The sequence below is a fragment of the Devosia nitrariae genome, from assembly GCF_030160115.1.
GTDB classification, from domain to species: domain Bacteria; phylum Pseudomonadota; class Alphaproteobacteria; order Rhizobiales; family Devosiaceae; genus Devosia; species Devosia nitrariae.
On sequence record NZ_BSNS01000009.1, the window covers coordinates 145,179 to 159,519 of the forward strand.

The 14,341-nt window shown below is 64.1% G+C and carries 13 protein-coding genes; 10 read left to right on the forward strand and 3 right to left on the reverse strand.

Going from position 1 to position 14,341, the window contains the following annotated elements; genetic code table 11:
• Nucleotides 1-12 precede the first annotated feature (12 nt).
• Genes QQK18_RS10210 through QQK18_RS10220 form a run of 3 tightly spaced genes read right to left on the reverse strand, consistent with a single transcriptional unit; the run spans nt 13 to nt 2,918 of the window.
• Nucleotides 13-780 (reverse strand): FadR/GntR family transcriptional regulator, encoded by a 768-nt coding sequence (locus tag QQK18_RS10210; RefSeq protein ID WP_284340230.1) that lies wholly within the window; start codon nt 778-780, stop codon nt 13-15.
• A 45-nt stretch (nt 781-825) separates the two neighbouring features.
• Nucleotides 826-1,890 carry a Gfo/Idh/MocA family protein gene (locus tag QQK18_RS10215; protein ID WP_284340231.1) on the reverse strand — a complete coding sequence of 355 codons (1,065 nt, stop codon included), beginning with the start codon at nt 1,888-1,890 and terminating at the stop codon, nt 826-828.
• A 20-nt stretch (nt 1,891-1,910) separates the two neighbouring features.
• The gene (locus QQK18_RS10220; RefSeq protein WP_284340232.1) at nt 1,911-2,918 is read right to left on the reverse strand and encodes a Gfo/Idh/MocA family protein; all 1,008 of its coding nucleotides are present in this window, start codon (nt 2,916-2,918) and stop codon (nt 1,911-1,913) included.
• Between the two features lie 232 nt (nt 2,919-3,150).
• On the opposite strand from QQK18_RS10220, the gene QQK18_RS10225 reads away from it, so the two are divergent.
• From QQK18_RS10225 to QQK18_RS10270, 10 genes are all read left to right on the forward strand, one after another.
• Entirely contained in the window at nt 3,151-4,431 is a 1,281-nt protein-coding gene (locus QQK18_RS10225; RefSeq protein WP_284340233.1) for an ABC transporter substrate-binding protein, read from the forward strand.
• Nucleotides 4,432-4,490: 59 nt separating this feature from the next.
• A complete protein-coding gene (locus QQK18_RS10230; protein ID WP_379993720.1) occupies nt 4,491-5,489 on the forward strand; it encodes a carbohydrate ABC transporter permease in 999 nt (332 codons plus the stop codon).
• Nucleotides 5,490-5,511: 22 nt separating this feature from the next.
• The gene (locus tag QQK18_RS10235; protein WP_284340299.1) at nt 5,512-6,570 is read left to right on the forward strand and encodes a carbohydrate ABC transporter permease; all 1,059 of its coding nucleotides are present in this window, start codon (nt 5,512-5,514) and stop codon (nt 6,568-6,570) included.
• Between the two features lie 11 nt (nt 6,571-6,581).
• Nucleotides 6,582-7,679 (forward strand): ABC transporter ATP-binding protein, encoded by a 1,098-nt coding sequence (locus QQK18_RS10240; protein ID WP_284340234.1) that lies wholly within the window; start codon nt 6,582-6,584, stop codon nt 7,677-7,679.
• 34 nt (nt 7,680-7,713) lie between these two features.
• Nucleotides 7,714-8,928 carry a mannonate dehydratase gene (gene uxuA, locus QQK18_RS10245; RefSeq protein WP_284340235.1) on the forward strand — a complete coding sequence of 405 codons (1,215 nt, stop codon included), beginning with the start codon at nt 7,714-7,716 and terminating at the stop codon, nt 8,926-8,928.
• Nucleotides 8,929-9,030: 102 nt separating this feature from the next.
• The gene (locus QQK18_RS10250) at nt 9,031-10,149 is read left to right on the forward strand and encodes an NAD(P)-binding domain-containing protein (RefSeq protein WP_284340236.1); all 1,119 of its coding nucleotides are present in this window, start codon (nt 9,031-9,033) and stop codon (nt 10,147-10,149) included.
• A gap of 126 nt (nt 10,150-10,275) precedes the next feature.
• A complete protein-coding gene (locus QQK18_RS10255) occupies nt 10,276-10,872 on the forward strand; it encodes a GNAT family N-acetyltransferase (protein ID WP_284340237.1) in 597 nt (198 codons plus the stop codon).
• A gap of 152 nt (nt 10,873-11,024) precedes the next feature.
• Entirely contained in the window at nt 11,025-12,509 is a 1,485-nt protein-coding gene (locus QQK18_RS10260; RefSeq protein WP_284340238.1) for a UbiA family prenyltransferase, read from the forward strand.
• A complete protein-coding gene (locus tag QQK18_RS10265) occupies nt 12,509-12,940 on the forward strand; it encodes a GtrA family protein (RefSeq protein WP_284340239.1) in 432 nt (143 codons plus the stop codon). Before QQK18_RS10260 ends, QQK18_RS10265 begins: the two co-directional genes overlap by 1 nt.
• Before the next feature lie 104 nt (nt 12,941-13,044).
• Nucleotides 13,045-14,334 carry an O-antigen ligase family protein gene (locus QQK18_RS10270; RefSeq protein WP_284340240.1) on the forward strand — a complete coding sequence of 430 codons (1,290 nt, stop codon included), beginning with the start codon at nt 13,045-13,047 and terminating at the stop codon, nt 14,332-14,334.
• Nucleotides 14,335-14,341: the final 7 nt, after the last annotated feature.

Consider the following 14,341-nt stretch of genomic DNA (forward strand, 5'->3'; position numbering starts at 1 on the left):
GCGAGCGGCACTCTATCTGGGCGCATCTTCGTAGCTCGATCCCTCGGGCGCGAACCGGCCGCGCTCGTCGGCCTCCAGCAATTCGTTGATCACGTTGCGGATGTGGCGCGCCATGGCCCTATAGGCGGCGTCGGGGCTCCGCATGCGCAGGGCCGACAGGATCGCATGGTGGTCCCCGATCCACAGCGGGCGCACGCTCTCGGCGTGGATATGCTCGTGAAGCTTCTTCCACATCACCGATTCATCGCGTTGGGCCCAGAGCGCCTCGATCATCGACACGATGATGGCGTTGCCTGTCATCCGCGCGATGGTCATGTGGAAGTCGCGGTCGCCCTTTTCCTGGAGCAGCACCACATTGGTCTCCTGCTCCATCTGCGCGATGCATTCCTCGAGAACCAGCAAGTCGTAACTGGTGGCGCGCTCGGCCGCGAGCGCGGCCGCGCTCGCTTCAATGGCAAGACGCGCTTCCAGCAGTTCGAAGGGACCGGGCCCGATATCGGTCTCGGGCAGCTCGAACGAGACTTGGCTCACCCGCGCGGGCAGCACGACGATGCCGGCGCGCCCCTTGACCTCGACGATGCCGCGCATCTCCAGCGCGATCACCGCCTCGCGGATGACCGGCCGGCTGACGCCGAGTTCTTCCGCCAGTTCCCGTTCCGACGGCATGCGCCAGTTCTTGTCCCGGGCTTTCTCCTCGATCATCCGGGCGATCTGGCGCGCCACCACCTGGTAGAGGCGCTGGTTGGCCTGCAGACGGGTGGAATACCGGTCATGCTGCACTATTGCGTGTCCTCTTGCGCTCGTAGCCGCCTTTCACACCATCCATTATGGCAGCCACGAGCGATAGAGCGGGTGCTTCGCGGTGATCGGCAGCGGCGTCGCTTGTCCGGTGCGCTGAGAATGATAGGCGGCTGTCACCAGCTCGAGGGAGTTGCGCGCGTCCTCGAGCGTCACCGGCGGGTCGAGGTCTTCGACGATCGCCTGGTGGAAGAGCTCGAATTGGCGGGTGTAGCCATCCTCCGTGACCTCGTAGTCGGCAAGCGCCGCATCGATCCGCGCCTGATGCTCGGGTTCGCCGGCTGTAAAGACCCAAGGGTCGCGGCCCATGGTGTAGGGCTCGATTATGCTCTCGGCCACCATATCGGCAAAGCAGAAGCGCAGCCGCGAAATCTCCTTGCGCGAGCCGAGCGTCATCGAGAGGGAGGCAAGCGAGCCGTTCTGCATCTTGACGGCAAGCGCCATGGTATCCTCGACCTCGATCCTGTTCACCAGCGTCTCGCCATAGGCGAAGACTTCGGCACAGGCCCCGTGCACGTAGTTGAGCATGTCATGGGCGTGGATGGCGTGACCAAGGAGTCCGCCGCCCAGCTCCGTTGCCCATTTACCGCGCCAGGGCACCTCGTAATAGGCCGGGCCCCGCCACCAGTGGGTCTCGATAGTAGTGAGGAACGGGCGGCCGGTAAGCTCCAGTTCGATAAGGCGTTTGAGCTTCTGCAGGCCGGTGCCGTACCGGTACTGGAAGATCGGCATGAACTTGCGGTCGCTGCCGGCGACGATCCGCGTCATCTCGTCGACCTCGGCAATGGAACCGAAGAGAGGCTTTTCGCAGATCACGTGCTTGCCCGCCTCGATTGCGCGGCGCGACAGGTCGAAATGCGAGTGCGGCGGCGTGCTGATGTCGATGATGTCGAGGTCGTCGCGGGCAAACAGGGTGTCGACGTCCTGGGTGTATTCGCCAATGTCATACTCGGTAACGAGCGCCCGGCCACGATCCTCATCGAGCGAGCAAAGCACGGGCACGTCGAAGAGGTTCTCGTTCCACTTGTAGCCGACGAGGTGCCGCTGGGCGATGCCCGCTCCAACGACGCCGACGCGCAATTTCCTGGTCATATTCCGATTTCCTTGGACGCTTAATTCTTGGTGATCAAAGTTGCCTTGGTCTGTGCCTCAAGCGAGAGCCGGCAGACCTCGAAGACGTGGCGCTGGGACATCGCCGTCTGCGTGCGGTTGTGCACGTCATCGATGAACTGGGTGAAGTAGTCCAGCGGCTCCTGCGAACAGTCGATATATTCCACACCGGATTTGTTGACGAGGAAGAGGTGGTCCTTGCCCTCGCGTCCGGCGATGTCGACGTATTTGCGCAGCTCGATATAGCCCTCGGTGCCGAGGATCGTCAGCCTGCCGTCACCCCAGGTCGGCAAACCGTCCGGCGTGAACCAGTCGACGCGCACATAGCCCGAGCCCTTGTCGCTGCGCAGCAGCACTTCGCCGAAATCCTGGAACTGCGGCGCCTTCGGCGTTCCGAAATTGCCGACCGAGGACGCAACCACCTCGCCGGTTTCCGAACCCGTATAGAACAGGAACTGGTCGATCTGGTGCGAGGCGATGTCGACGATGATGCCGCCGAACGCATCGCGCTCCCAGAACCAATCCGGGCGTGACCCGCCAAGCCGGTGCGGACCCATGCCGAGCGTCTGCACCACCCGCCCGATCGCGCCCTGCGCGATGAGCTTGCCGGCCTTGACCGCCGAGCGCACGCAGAGCCGCTCGCTAAAGCAGATCGAAAAGATGCGGCCGGTCTCGACCACCGCTGCCTCGACGGCGGCAAGCTGCTCATCGGTGACGACGCCGGGCTTGTCGACCATCACGTCCTTGTCCGCGCGCATGGCGCGGATCGCGATCCCCGCCCGGTCGCGGGGAATAGCGGCCGAGCAGACGACGTCGATGCTTGGGTCGGCAAAAATCGCGTCGCGGTCGAGCCGGGGTGCGTCCGGATAAGTTTGAGCAAAGCTTTCGACGAGACCGGGGATCGAACTCTGCGGGCAGTAGCCGACGAATTCGGCCCCGGCGCGTGTCAGTCCCTTGACGTGGTCGAAGATGTGTCCGTGGTCGATGCCGACGACCGCAAATTTCAGCACGGGAATTGCTCTCCTCTCGATCAGTCGCCTGATGGCTCGCCGCCATTTCGACGAATTTGGTCAAACCAGATTACGTCGTGCCCATGATGTCAAGAGGCGTGAAAGACGAGATTTCGTGGCCAATCACAACGATAAGAATAGGATCGATCATTCTGGTCTGGCCAGAGGGTTGACAACCTGGTCTTACCAGAACACGCTGCCTGGCATCACATTCCGGGAGGAGGAACTGGAAATGAAACGTGGCATGATGACGGCGACGGGCGCTCTGGCGCTCATGGTTGCGGCGGCGGCCTTGACGGGCGTGCAAGCCCAGGAAATTCGACTGTTGGCCGGCGACACCGGCACTGGCGGGGCGCTCTTTGAAGAGATGGCCAAGTCCTTCGAGGAGGCCAATCCGGGCGTCGATGTGGTTGTCGAGGAGGTGAGCTACCAGACGATCGTCGAGAGCCTGCCCGTCCAGCTCGAGGCTGGCGAGGGGCCGGATATCGCCATCATCACCGACCTCGGGGGCCTTAGCCGCTTCTATCTCGACATCACTGACTATGTCGATGCGGACTATTTCGAAAAGGAGTGGGGCCAGACCCTGGCATGGCTGCGTGGCGGCCGCGATACCGACGCGATATTCGGCATGCCGACGACGCTGACCGTCAATGGCGCCTATGTGAACCTCACCCTGTTCGAACAGGCGGGCGTGCCGGTGCCTGAGGAGGGTGCGACCTGGCAGGAGTGGGCCGAGGCAACCCGGCAGGTCGCCGAGGCGACAGGCACCGACTTCGCTATGGAGATGGACCGGTCCGGCCATCGCTTCGCCAGCCTGGCCATCAGCTACGGAGCCGAACTCGTCGACGAAGAGGGCAAGCCCGTCGTCGATGATGGCCTGCGCGCGGCGATCGAGCAGTTCGTCGAATGGCATGAGAATGGCACCATGCCCATGGACCTCTGGGGAGCTGTCGGCGGCTCGACCCACCGCGAACTGTTCTCGGACTTCCTCAACGCCAATGTCGTCCTCTATTTCGGCGGCTCGTGGACGTTGGCGCAGATGGATACCGAAGTCGGGGACCTTTTCGACTGGGCAGTAATGCCGGCGCCCTGCGGGCCGTCCTCGTGCACGGTCATGCCCGGCGGTGGCGCCATGACCGCCTTCGCCCATACCGAGCACCCCGAGCTTGCCGGCAAGCTGATCAACCACTTTGCCCAGCCCGAGAACCTCGACTTCTACATTTCCAACGAGGTAGAAATTCCCTCGGCTGCCTCTCAGATTGCCAATGGCGTCGAATATCCCGATGCGTCCGAGCGCACAAAGGAGGCCCTGGCCACGTTCACCGCGCAAATCCCCAAGATGGCTGACGCCGCCTACCGCTTCCAGGGGTGGCGCTACCAGCGCGCCATGATGAACGCGCTGACGACCCGCATCAGCCAGGTGCTCAACAACGAACTCGATGTCGACGGCGCGTTGGAGCGCATCGAGGAGGACGTCAACCTCGCCATCGAAGCGGCCGAAGGCCAATCGTAGTGGTCGCGGGCGGCCGGACGCGATCCGGTCGCCCGGTCCTGATCGGGAGGAGGGACCCTATGAGCGCTGGAACCCAGTTCGCGGCGGCGGCCGGAGCGGTGGTCGCGCTGCCCGCGCGCCTTGTCGAGCCGGTGATGTACGGCCTGCAGCGGCTGCTCGGCATCAGGCGCATGCCCTGGGTGTTCCTCCTGCCCAACCTCGTGGCGGTGATCCTCTTCGCGCTGCTGCCGGTCTTCATCAACGTCTTCTATTCGGTCAGCGGCAGCGACCGGCTCTTCCCCTGGGATCGCCCGCTCGTTGGCGGCGCCAATTACGCAACGCTCTTCGACTGCGACAACTTCCTCGATCCCTCGACCTGCTCGCGCGACCTCTTCTGGCGCGCTCTGGGCAACAGCCTCGTATTCGTACCTGTTCAGGTGACCGCGATGATCCTCATCGCGCTCCTGACCGCCATCTGCCTCAACCGCGACATCCGCGCGCGCGGATTCTTTCGCGGCATCTTCTTTTTTCCGGTCATGCTCTCACCGGTGGTGGTGGCCCTGACCTGGCAGTGGATCCTGCAGCGCAATGGCGCGCTCAACGGCCTGATCTCGAGTGCGGGTCTGACGCCGGTTAACTGGCTGGTGTTTCCCAACACCGCTTTCTTCTGGTCGGTGTTCGTCACCGTCTGGGCGCATATGGGCTTTTACACCATCATCCTCCTTGCCGGACTGCAGGCGATCCCGCGCGACGTCTACGAGGCGGCAAGGATGGACAGCGCCACGCCCTGGCGCGTCTTCACCCGCATCACCCTGCCGCTCTTGAAGCCTGTGCTGCTGGTCGTCTTCATCCTTGCGGTCATCCGCTCGGTGCAGACGTTCGATGAACTCTACGTCCTGACCGGCGGCGGTCCGGGCTCGGCGACGATGCTAATGGTCCAGTACATCTTCGAGGTCGGCTTTGCCAGCCAGCCGCGCAACTTCGGTCTCGCCGCCGCCGCCTCGCTGCTCCTCGGCGTCGCGCTCCTCATCTTCACCGGCATCCAGATGCGTATTTCGCGGAGTGGCAGGGATGACTGAAGCCAGCATGACCAAGACCGACATGTCGGTCTCGGCATTCCTGATGCGCCGGCGCGGGCGCGGGCGGTTCCACTGGACCGACGGCCTGACCTACGCCTACCTGCTGCTCGGGCTCGTGGTGATGTTCGTCCCGGTGTTGTGGGTCGTCGTCTCCTCGTTCAAGACGCCCGCAAACCTTGCCGAATTCCCTCCGACCATCCTGCCGTTTTCCGCCGAGACGGCCGTGGTCGAGGGCTTCGACGAGCCCCTGCCGCTCTTCGATGTGGTCGGTGAAGATGGCGAGACGGTAAGGCTCGCGCAGATCCGGCGCGTCGGCATTCAGGCGCAGATGATCGATCCGGCCGATCCGGAAGCCGGCCGTATCGTCGTGCCTGTCGAGAATGCGACGCCGGTGCGCCGCGTCTACCTTGCCTTCGAGAACTACACCAATCTCCTCGCCAGCTCCGGCAACCAGATCTGGCGCTATGTCTTCAACAGCCTCTTCATCACCGTGGTCGCGACAGTCATCACGCTGGTGATGAATTCGATGGCGGCGTTCGCCCTCTCCAAATACCGCTTTCGCGGCTCCAATGTCGCCCTCGTCTCGATCCTTGCCACCCTGATGATCCCGGCCACGGTCGTGCTGGTGCCCACCTACATGATCGTTGCCCAGCTCGGCCTTGTCGGCAATCTCTGGGGCGTCATTCTGCCGACCGTCGCCACGCCGACCGGCGTCTTCCTTCTGCGCCAATATATGCTCACCATCCCCGACGAACTGATCGAGGCAGCGCGCATGGACCATGCCAGCGAGTGGCGCATCTTCTGGCGTATCATCCTGCCCTTGTCGTCGCCGGCGCTGGCGGTGGTGGCGATCTTCTCGATCCTCTCGCGCTGGAACGACTTCCTCTTGCCCCTCGTGGTTCTCAACCGCCGCGAGTCCTATACGCTCCAGCTCGCGCTCGCTTCGTTCCAGACCGAATACGGCATCCAGTACGAAATTCTCCTGGCGATGACGACGCTGACCGCGCTGCCGCTCGCCTGCGCCTTCATTTTCCTTCAGCGCTACATCACCACCGGCATCGCTTCGACGGGCATCAAGTAGAGAAACGCGAAATGGCCAGCCTCACCCTCGACAAAGTCACGAAGTCCTTCGGCGCGGTCGAAGTCATCCCCGGCGTCGACCTCGATATCAAGGACGGTGAATTCGTCGTCTTCGTCGGACCCTCGGGCTGCGGAAAGTCGACGCTCCTGCGCTTGATCGCCGGCCTGGAGGACGTCTCGGATGGCGACATCCGCATCGAGGGCGACAGTGTCGTTAGTATCCCCGCTGCCGACAGGGGTGTCGCCATGGTCTTCCAGTCCTATGCGCTCTATCCGCATATGACGGTGCGCGAGAACCTCTCCTTCGGGCTCGAGAACATTCGCATGGCAAAGCCCGAGATCACGAGGCGCGTGACCGAGGCGGCGACGCTCCTGCAGATCGAGCAATTGCTCGAACGCCGCCCCAAGCAGCTTTCCGGCGGTCAGCGCCAGCGTGTCGCCATCGGTAGGGCGATCACGCGCGATCCTAAGATCTTCCTCTTCGATGAACCGCTGTCCAATCTCGATGCCGAACTGCGCGTCATGATGCGTGTCGAGATCACCAAGCTTCACGAGCGGCTCGGCAACACCATGATCTATGTGACGCACGACCAGATCGAGGCCATGACCATGGCCGACAAGATCGTCGTGCTGAGGAAGGGCGTGATCGAGCAGGTCGGCGCACCGCTGGACCTCTACAATCATCCGCGCAACCTCTTCGTCGCCGGCTTCATCGGTTCCCCGCGCATGAATTTCGTCGAAGGCCGTATCGAGGCGCTGGGCGAGCACACCATCACCTTTGCTGCCGATGGATTGCCGCCGCTCGTTCTCGACGGGGCGGTCGAGGGCGCGGCCACCGGCGCGCCGGTGACGCTCGGTGTGCGGCCGGAGGACTTTCTCGTCTCACATGCGGCAGAGAAGGGCTGGCCAGCAACGGTCAGCATCGCCGAGCAGTATGGGGCGAGCAGCTATCTCCATTGCACCCTGCCGGGCGACCGGCCGGTATTGATCCACGAGCCGGGTCAGAGCAAGGCCGGCCGGGGAGACGTGATCCACGTCGCGCCGCCCGCCGGACGCTGGCATCTTTTCGATGCCGAGGGGCTGGCTCTCGGCAACCCCCGCCTCTCATGATCGCGCTGGCCGGCATGGCCTGTCGGGGGCCGCGATGATCGAAACCTGGCGCTGGTTCGGCCCACGCGACATCACCACCATTGCCGACGTGATGCAGACGGGTGCGCAAGGCATCGTCTCAGCGCTTCATCACCTGCCGGACGGCGCCGTGTGGACGCCGGGCGAGATCGCCAGGCGCCAGCAGGAGGTGCGCCTGACCGCCGACGGCACGCCGACGGGCCTCGAATGGCTGGTGGTCGAGAGCCTGCCGGTGTCCGAGGACATCAAGCGCCAGACCGGCGATTGGAAGGCCCATCTTGCCGCCTATCGCCAAAGCCTCGAAAACCTCGCCGCCGCGGGTATCGAGACCGTCTGCTACAATTTCATGCCGGTCATCGACTGGACGCGTACGCAGCTTGCCTGGCGGGTTCCCCATGGCGGCTATTGCATGCGCTTTGACGCGGTCGACTTCGCCGCATTCGATATTCACCTTCTGAAGCGCAAGGGCGCTCAGGGCGACGTGTCGCCCGAGATCGCGCAGGCAGCCGGCCGGCGTTTTGCGGCGATGAGCGAGGACGACAAGCACGCGCTCGCCGCCAGCGTACTTGCCGGCCTGCCCGGCGCCGCCGACACGCTCTCGCTCGATAGCGTCCAGCAGCATCTCGACAGGTACGGCAATATCGATGCCGCGCGGCTCCGCCGGCATCTGTTCGATTTCCTCGAAGTCGTGGTGACGACTGCCGAGCGTTTGGGGATGCGGCTCTGTTGTCACCCGGACGATCCGCCCTTCCCGCTGATGGGCCTGCCGCGCATCGTGTCGACTGAGGGTGACTACCGTGCGCTTCTCGATCACATCGAGTCCCCGGCCAACGGCATGACGCTGTGCTCGGGCGCCCTGGGCGCGCGTCCCGATAACGATCTGTCGGCCATCATGCGCAATCTCGGGGCACGCGTGCATTTCCTGCACCTGCGCAATGTGCGGCTGGAGGGGGATGCGGTCGGCGCCTCCTTCCACGAATGCGAGCACCTGGAGGGGAACGTCGACATGGTCGAGCTGATTGCGGCCATCGTCTACGAGGAGGCGCGCCGTCGCCGGGAGGGCCGCCGCGACCACTCGATCCCCATGCGCCCCGATCACGGCCAGGACATCCTCGACGACATCGGCCGGGGTGCGCAGCCGGGATACCCGCTCATCGGTCGGCTGAAGGGCCTGGCGGAGCTGCGCGGCGTGCATAGGGCGGTCGAAAGGCTGAGGACCGCGCCGGCCTGACCGTCCATTGGCGCACCCCCTTTGTCTCTGGGGGCCCAGGCACCTATGTTGAGAGCCTCTCCAGCCTTGCGGCCTGTCCGGCCGCGATCCCAGCGAGCGCCCATGATAGAGACAGTCTTCGAACCTGACCAAGTGGCGCCAGACGCCCATGTCGCGATCAAGACCGAGATACTGGTGATCGGTGCCGGCCAGGCGGGCCTGTCGAGCGCCTATCACCTCAAACGGCGCGGGCTCGCGCAGGGAAAAGGCTTCATCATCCTCGACCGCAACCCGGAGCCTGGTGGCGCCTGGCAGCATCGCTGGCCGTCGCTGACGCTCAGTACCGTCAACCGCATCCACGATCTGCCCGGCATGAAATTCGCCGACGCCGTCGAGAAGCAGTCGGATACCGTCCAGGCGGCGGTCGCCGTACCGCAATATTTCGCCGCCTACGAAGAGGCGTTCGAACTGCCGGTCTTCCGGCCCGTCAACGTCAAGGTCGTCTGCGAGCGCGGCGGGCGCCTGCGTGTCGAAACCGACCGCGGCAATTTCTCCGCCCGCGGCCTGATCAACGCCACCGGAACCTGGGAGACGCCTTACATTCCCGACTATCCGGGCAAGGATAGGTTCAAAGGACGCCAACTGCACACGCGCGACTACCGCACGGCCGACGAGTTCGTCGACCAGCACGTCGTCATCGTCGGCGGCGGCATCTCTGCCATCCAGCTCCTCAACGAGATATCGGGCGTAACGACCACCACCTGGGTGACGCGGCACGAGCCCCGGTTCCGGCAGGGTCCGTTCGACGAGGAGGCGGGACGAAAGGCAGTCGCCCTGGTGGAAGAACGCGTCCGCGCCGGCTTGCCCCCCAACTCGGTGGTCTCGGTCACGGGATTGCCCGTCACGCCCGCCATCGAGGCCATGCGCGCCCGCGGCGTGCTCGAACGCCTGCCGATGTTCAGCGAGATCACCGAGGACGGCGTGCGCTGGGCGGACGGCACGCAGCTCACCGCCGACGTCATCCTCTGGTGCACGGGCTTTCGCGGATCGCTCGATCACCTGGCCCCGCTCATGCTGCGCGAGCCGGGCGGCGGCATCACCATGACCGGCCGGCTTGCGACGCAAGTTGCTCGCGATCCGAGGATCCATCTCGTCGGCTACGGCCCCTCCGCCTCGACCATCGGCGCCAACCGGGCCGGCTCGGCCGCCGCCACCGGGCTCATGTCCTATCTCGAGCTTTGAAGCGAGATGGGAATCGCCGCGGCTTCAACGCCCGCCGCGATAACAGTAATCTGCCCCTGTCGGGAACCACCCTCTTTGGTGCGGCAGTCCGCTGCACGCCCGTTTCTTCCCCGCGGAGATGACCACATGTCCTACACCATCCGTTCCGCCGAGCCTGCTGACAGACAGGCGCTGTTCGACGTCTGCCTCAGGACAGCTGACTCCGGCAAGGACGCCTCCGCGCTTTATGGCGATCCCCTCTATCCGGGCGTCATTTGGTCGGTGCCCTATCTCGAACTGGAGCCGCGCCATGCCTTCGTGCTCGCCGGGCCCGATGGGGTGGTCGGCTATATCGTCGGAGCGCCGGACTCGGCGCGCTTTGCCAAGCGGCTCGAGGCCGAATGGTGGCCGCAATGGCGTGAGCGCTTCGCTGGCCGCGTGTCGGAGGCCCCGCATGACGTGCGGGTGCTGGAGTATATCCGCAATCCGCCCGCTCCCGACGCCTGGCTCGAAAGCGAGTACCCTGGCCACCTTCACATCAACATCCTGCCGCACGTCCAGTCCGGCGGATGGGGCAGGAAGCTGATCGAAACCGAGCTCGACAGCCAGCGCGCTGCCGGCGTGCCGGGCGTGCATCTGGGGGTGAGTCCGACCAACCACCGCGCCATCGGCTTTTATCAGCATGTCGGGTTTTCACGCCTCGAGGCCCTGCCGGGCGTGGTCTTCGGTAGAAAGCTCGCCTGACGCAGGTGGGCTTGCGGCGAATACTGAACAACAACTTAACACTATTTTACATGCAATTTTACATATTGACCATATCGTGTGACGGTGACTGTCGCGGGCGATGAACTTACGCTAGTTAGTGGCCCGATTCAGTATCGGGGGCTTTTTTTCAGATGAGTTCATTTCCCCTGCCGGGTGTCGCTCTCAAGCACTCCGATGAACAACTCGCCGGCAGCGACCTGCCGTTGGTGCTCGATGTCGACGACGCGCTGCTGCGCACCGACATGCTGCACGAAACGGCCGTGGCCTACATCAAGACCAACCCGCTGCGCATCTTCAACCTCGTTGTCTGGCTGCTCAAGGGCAAGGCGACGCTGAAGCGCCGCCTCAGCGAAAGCGTGCCGCTCGACGTCGACAACCTGCCGGTCAACGAAGACCTTGTCGAATTCGCGCGGCAAGCCCATGCGCAAGGCCGGGAGGTGGGACTTGCCACCGCCGCCGATGAACTCCTGACGCTCCGCCTTGCCCGGCGCTTCGACTTCGTCGACTTCGTCGTCGCCAGCGACGGCGTCGAGAACATGAAGGGCGCCTGCAAGGCGAGGGCCCTCACCGAGCGCCTGCCGAACGGCTTTGCCTATGCCGGCGACAGCCGCTCGGATCTCGAGGTGTGGTCGAAGGCACAGTCCATCGTGCTGGCTGGCGCCGCTCCCGCCACCGCCCGCAAGGCAAAAGCCCTCGGCAAGCCGGTCGAAGCCGAATTCGTGCGCCCCGCCCTCGGCCTCAAGGGCTGGGCGAGGGCCCTGCGCGTCCACCAATGGGCCAAGAACGCACTCGTCTTCGTGCCGCTCATCCTTTCGGGCATGGCTGACGAGCCGATGGCGGTCGTCCAGGCGCTCGTCGCCTTCGTCGCCATGTCGCTGATGGCTTCTGGGACGTATCTGCTCAACGATCTCTCCGACCTTGCAGATGACCGCGTCCACTGGACGAAACGCGACCGCCCGCTCGCCTCCGGGGCCCTGCGCATCAAGCACGGTGTGCCCGCCGCAGCCGGTCTTATCGGCGCAAGTCTTCTCGCCGCCGCGACGCTGGGCCTGCCTTCGCTCGCCCTCCTCGTCGTCTATATGGCGACGACCCTGGCCTATTCGTTCTATCTGAAGCGTCAGCCGATCGTTGACGCATTCACGCTGGCTGCGCTCTTCACGCTGCGTCTCGGCATCGGTATCACGGCGGTCGGTGCCATTCCTTCGCCCTGGCTCCTGGTTTTCTCGATGTTCCTCTTCACATCGCTTTCCTTTGCCAAGCGGCAGACGGAAATCCAGAAGAGCGTCGCCAAGGGGCGCACTTCGGTCAGCGGGCGCGGCTATCTGGGGAGCGACGCGGGCCTGGTGGTGGCCATGGGCGTGGCGACGGCCATGGCGGCGATCACCATCATGGTCCTCTACATCATGAACGACGTCTACAGCGCCGAATTCTATGGCCAGCCACTGTTCCTCTGGGTGTTTCCGGCCGCGCTCTTCATGTGGGTTTCGCGCATCTGGCTGCTCTGCCACCGCGAGGAACTCCACGACGATCCGGTTGCCTTCGCTATCCGCGACCGCGTCAGCATCGGGCTCGGCGGCCTGATGGGCGTGGCTTTCCTCAGCGGATGGTTGCTCTGATGGTCGCGCAGATCAAGGCACTCGCCGGCAACCAGATCGTCCGGTTCCTGGCTCTCGGCGGTTTCGCCGCGGCCGTCAACTGGCTGGTCCGCTTCCCGCTCTCGGCTGTGCTGCCGATGGGCCTCGCCATCATTTTCGCCTACGTCATCGGCATGACGGTCGGCTTCACGCTCTACCGCAAATACGTCTTTCCCGGTTCCACGCGGCCGGTCTTCGAGCAGAGCCTCATCTTTCTTGCCGTCAATCTCGTCGGAGCGGGCGTCGTCCTGGCATTGACCTATGCGTTGATCGAAGCGCAGGCGGGCTTTTCCTATCCGGCCTTCATTAGGGAAGGCCTCGCCCATGGCTTTGCCATCGGTATCGGCTCAGTCGTCAACTTCGTCGGCCACAAGACATTGACCTTCCGCCTCAAGAACGGCAGCCCGGCCTGAAATCCGGCAAAGTCGCGCCAGCGGCTTAGCATTTCCTTCACGGCGGCCTCTCTATGTTGGCATCCATATCGGCGGCGCCGGCTCGCCGCCAGCAGGATCCGGCAATGGCAGGAACATCAGGCGCGTTCGCTCCCCTCGCGGCAACCCGGGCCGGGCAACTTGGCCGCGCCGTCCTGCGCGCGCGTACCGCGTCGCTCCTCGATTCCGTCGTCGCCTTCTGGATCTTTGCCGGCGGCATCATCCTCTTCGAGCCATCGCTTTACGAGTTTGCCTTCATTCTCGTTTTGGTTCTGGCAGTGGCCGCCGGCATGAGCATCTACAGCTCCACCATGCCGCTCCTTGCCCTGACCGTCATATTCGCCGGCTTTGCCATGATCGGCGCATTCCAGGTGCGCTACACCGGGCTAACGCAGGCGTTTCTTTTTGTCGCCGTCACGGTCTTTTTGTTTTTGACCTCGTGCTTTCTCGCCAATTATGTCGGAGAGGCGCCGCACCGGCGCATGGCCGTCATCCGCCGTGCCTATATCGCCATTGGTGTGGTCTCTGCCGGCGTCGGTACGCTCGCCTATCTCGGGCTCGTTCCCAATGCCGAGTTCTTCCTGCGCTTCGACCGCGCCAAAGGAATGTTCAAGGATCCGAACGTCTTCGGGCCATTCCTGATCCTGCCCGCGATGTTCCTGCTGCGTGACGTGTTCTTCGGCCACAGGCGCGCATTGCTGTTTGCGGCAGCAGCCTTCCTCGTTGTGATGGTCGGCGTATTCGTCAGCTTCTCGCGCGCCGCCTGGGGGCACTTCGCCGCGTCCGGCCTCCTCGTCTTCGGGCTCTCCTTCTTTCTGGAGGCGCACGCGCGGGACAAGGTGCGCATGATCATCCTCGCCCTTGTCGGGCTGATGGTCATCCTCATTGCCCTCGCTGGGCTCGTGAGCATTCCCGAAGTCGGTGCCCTTTTTGAACAGCGCGCCAGTGCCACGCAGGAATACGACACCGGCGAGACCGGCCGGTTCGGTCGCCAGGGCTACGCATTCGAGCTGGCACTGGCCCATCCCTGGGGTCTGGGGCCAACCGAGTTCGAGAACCTCCTCATCAGCGAGCAGCCGCACAACACCTACGTGACGGTGTTGCAGGCTTATGGCTGGGGCGGCGGCATCTGCTACTATCTGCTGGTGCTGGCGACCCTCTGGCGCGGCATCTCGGGTCTGCGAGATCCGGCCAAGCGCGCGCTCCTCATCCCGGTCATCGCCGTCTATATCCCGCTCGCCATCCAGTCAGGCCTCATCGACACAGACCACTGGCGGCACTACTTCCTTGTCGTCGGGCTTATCTGGGGCATCACGGTCAACGCCAATCCAAAGGGGCGGATGGGCGCTCTGGAGCGAACGGGCGCTACGTTTTGAAAGCGCT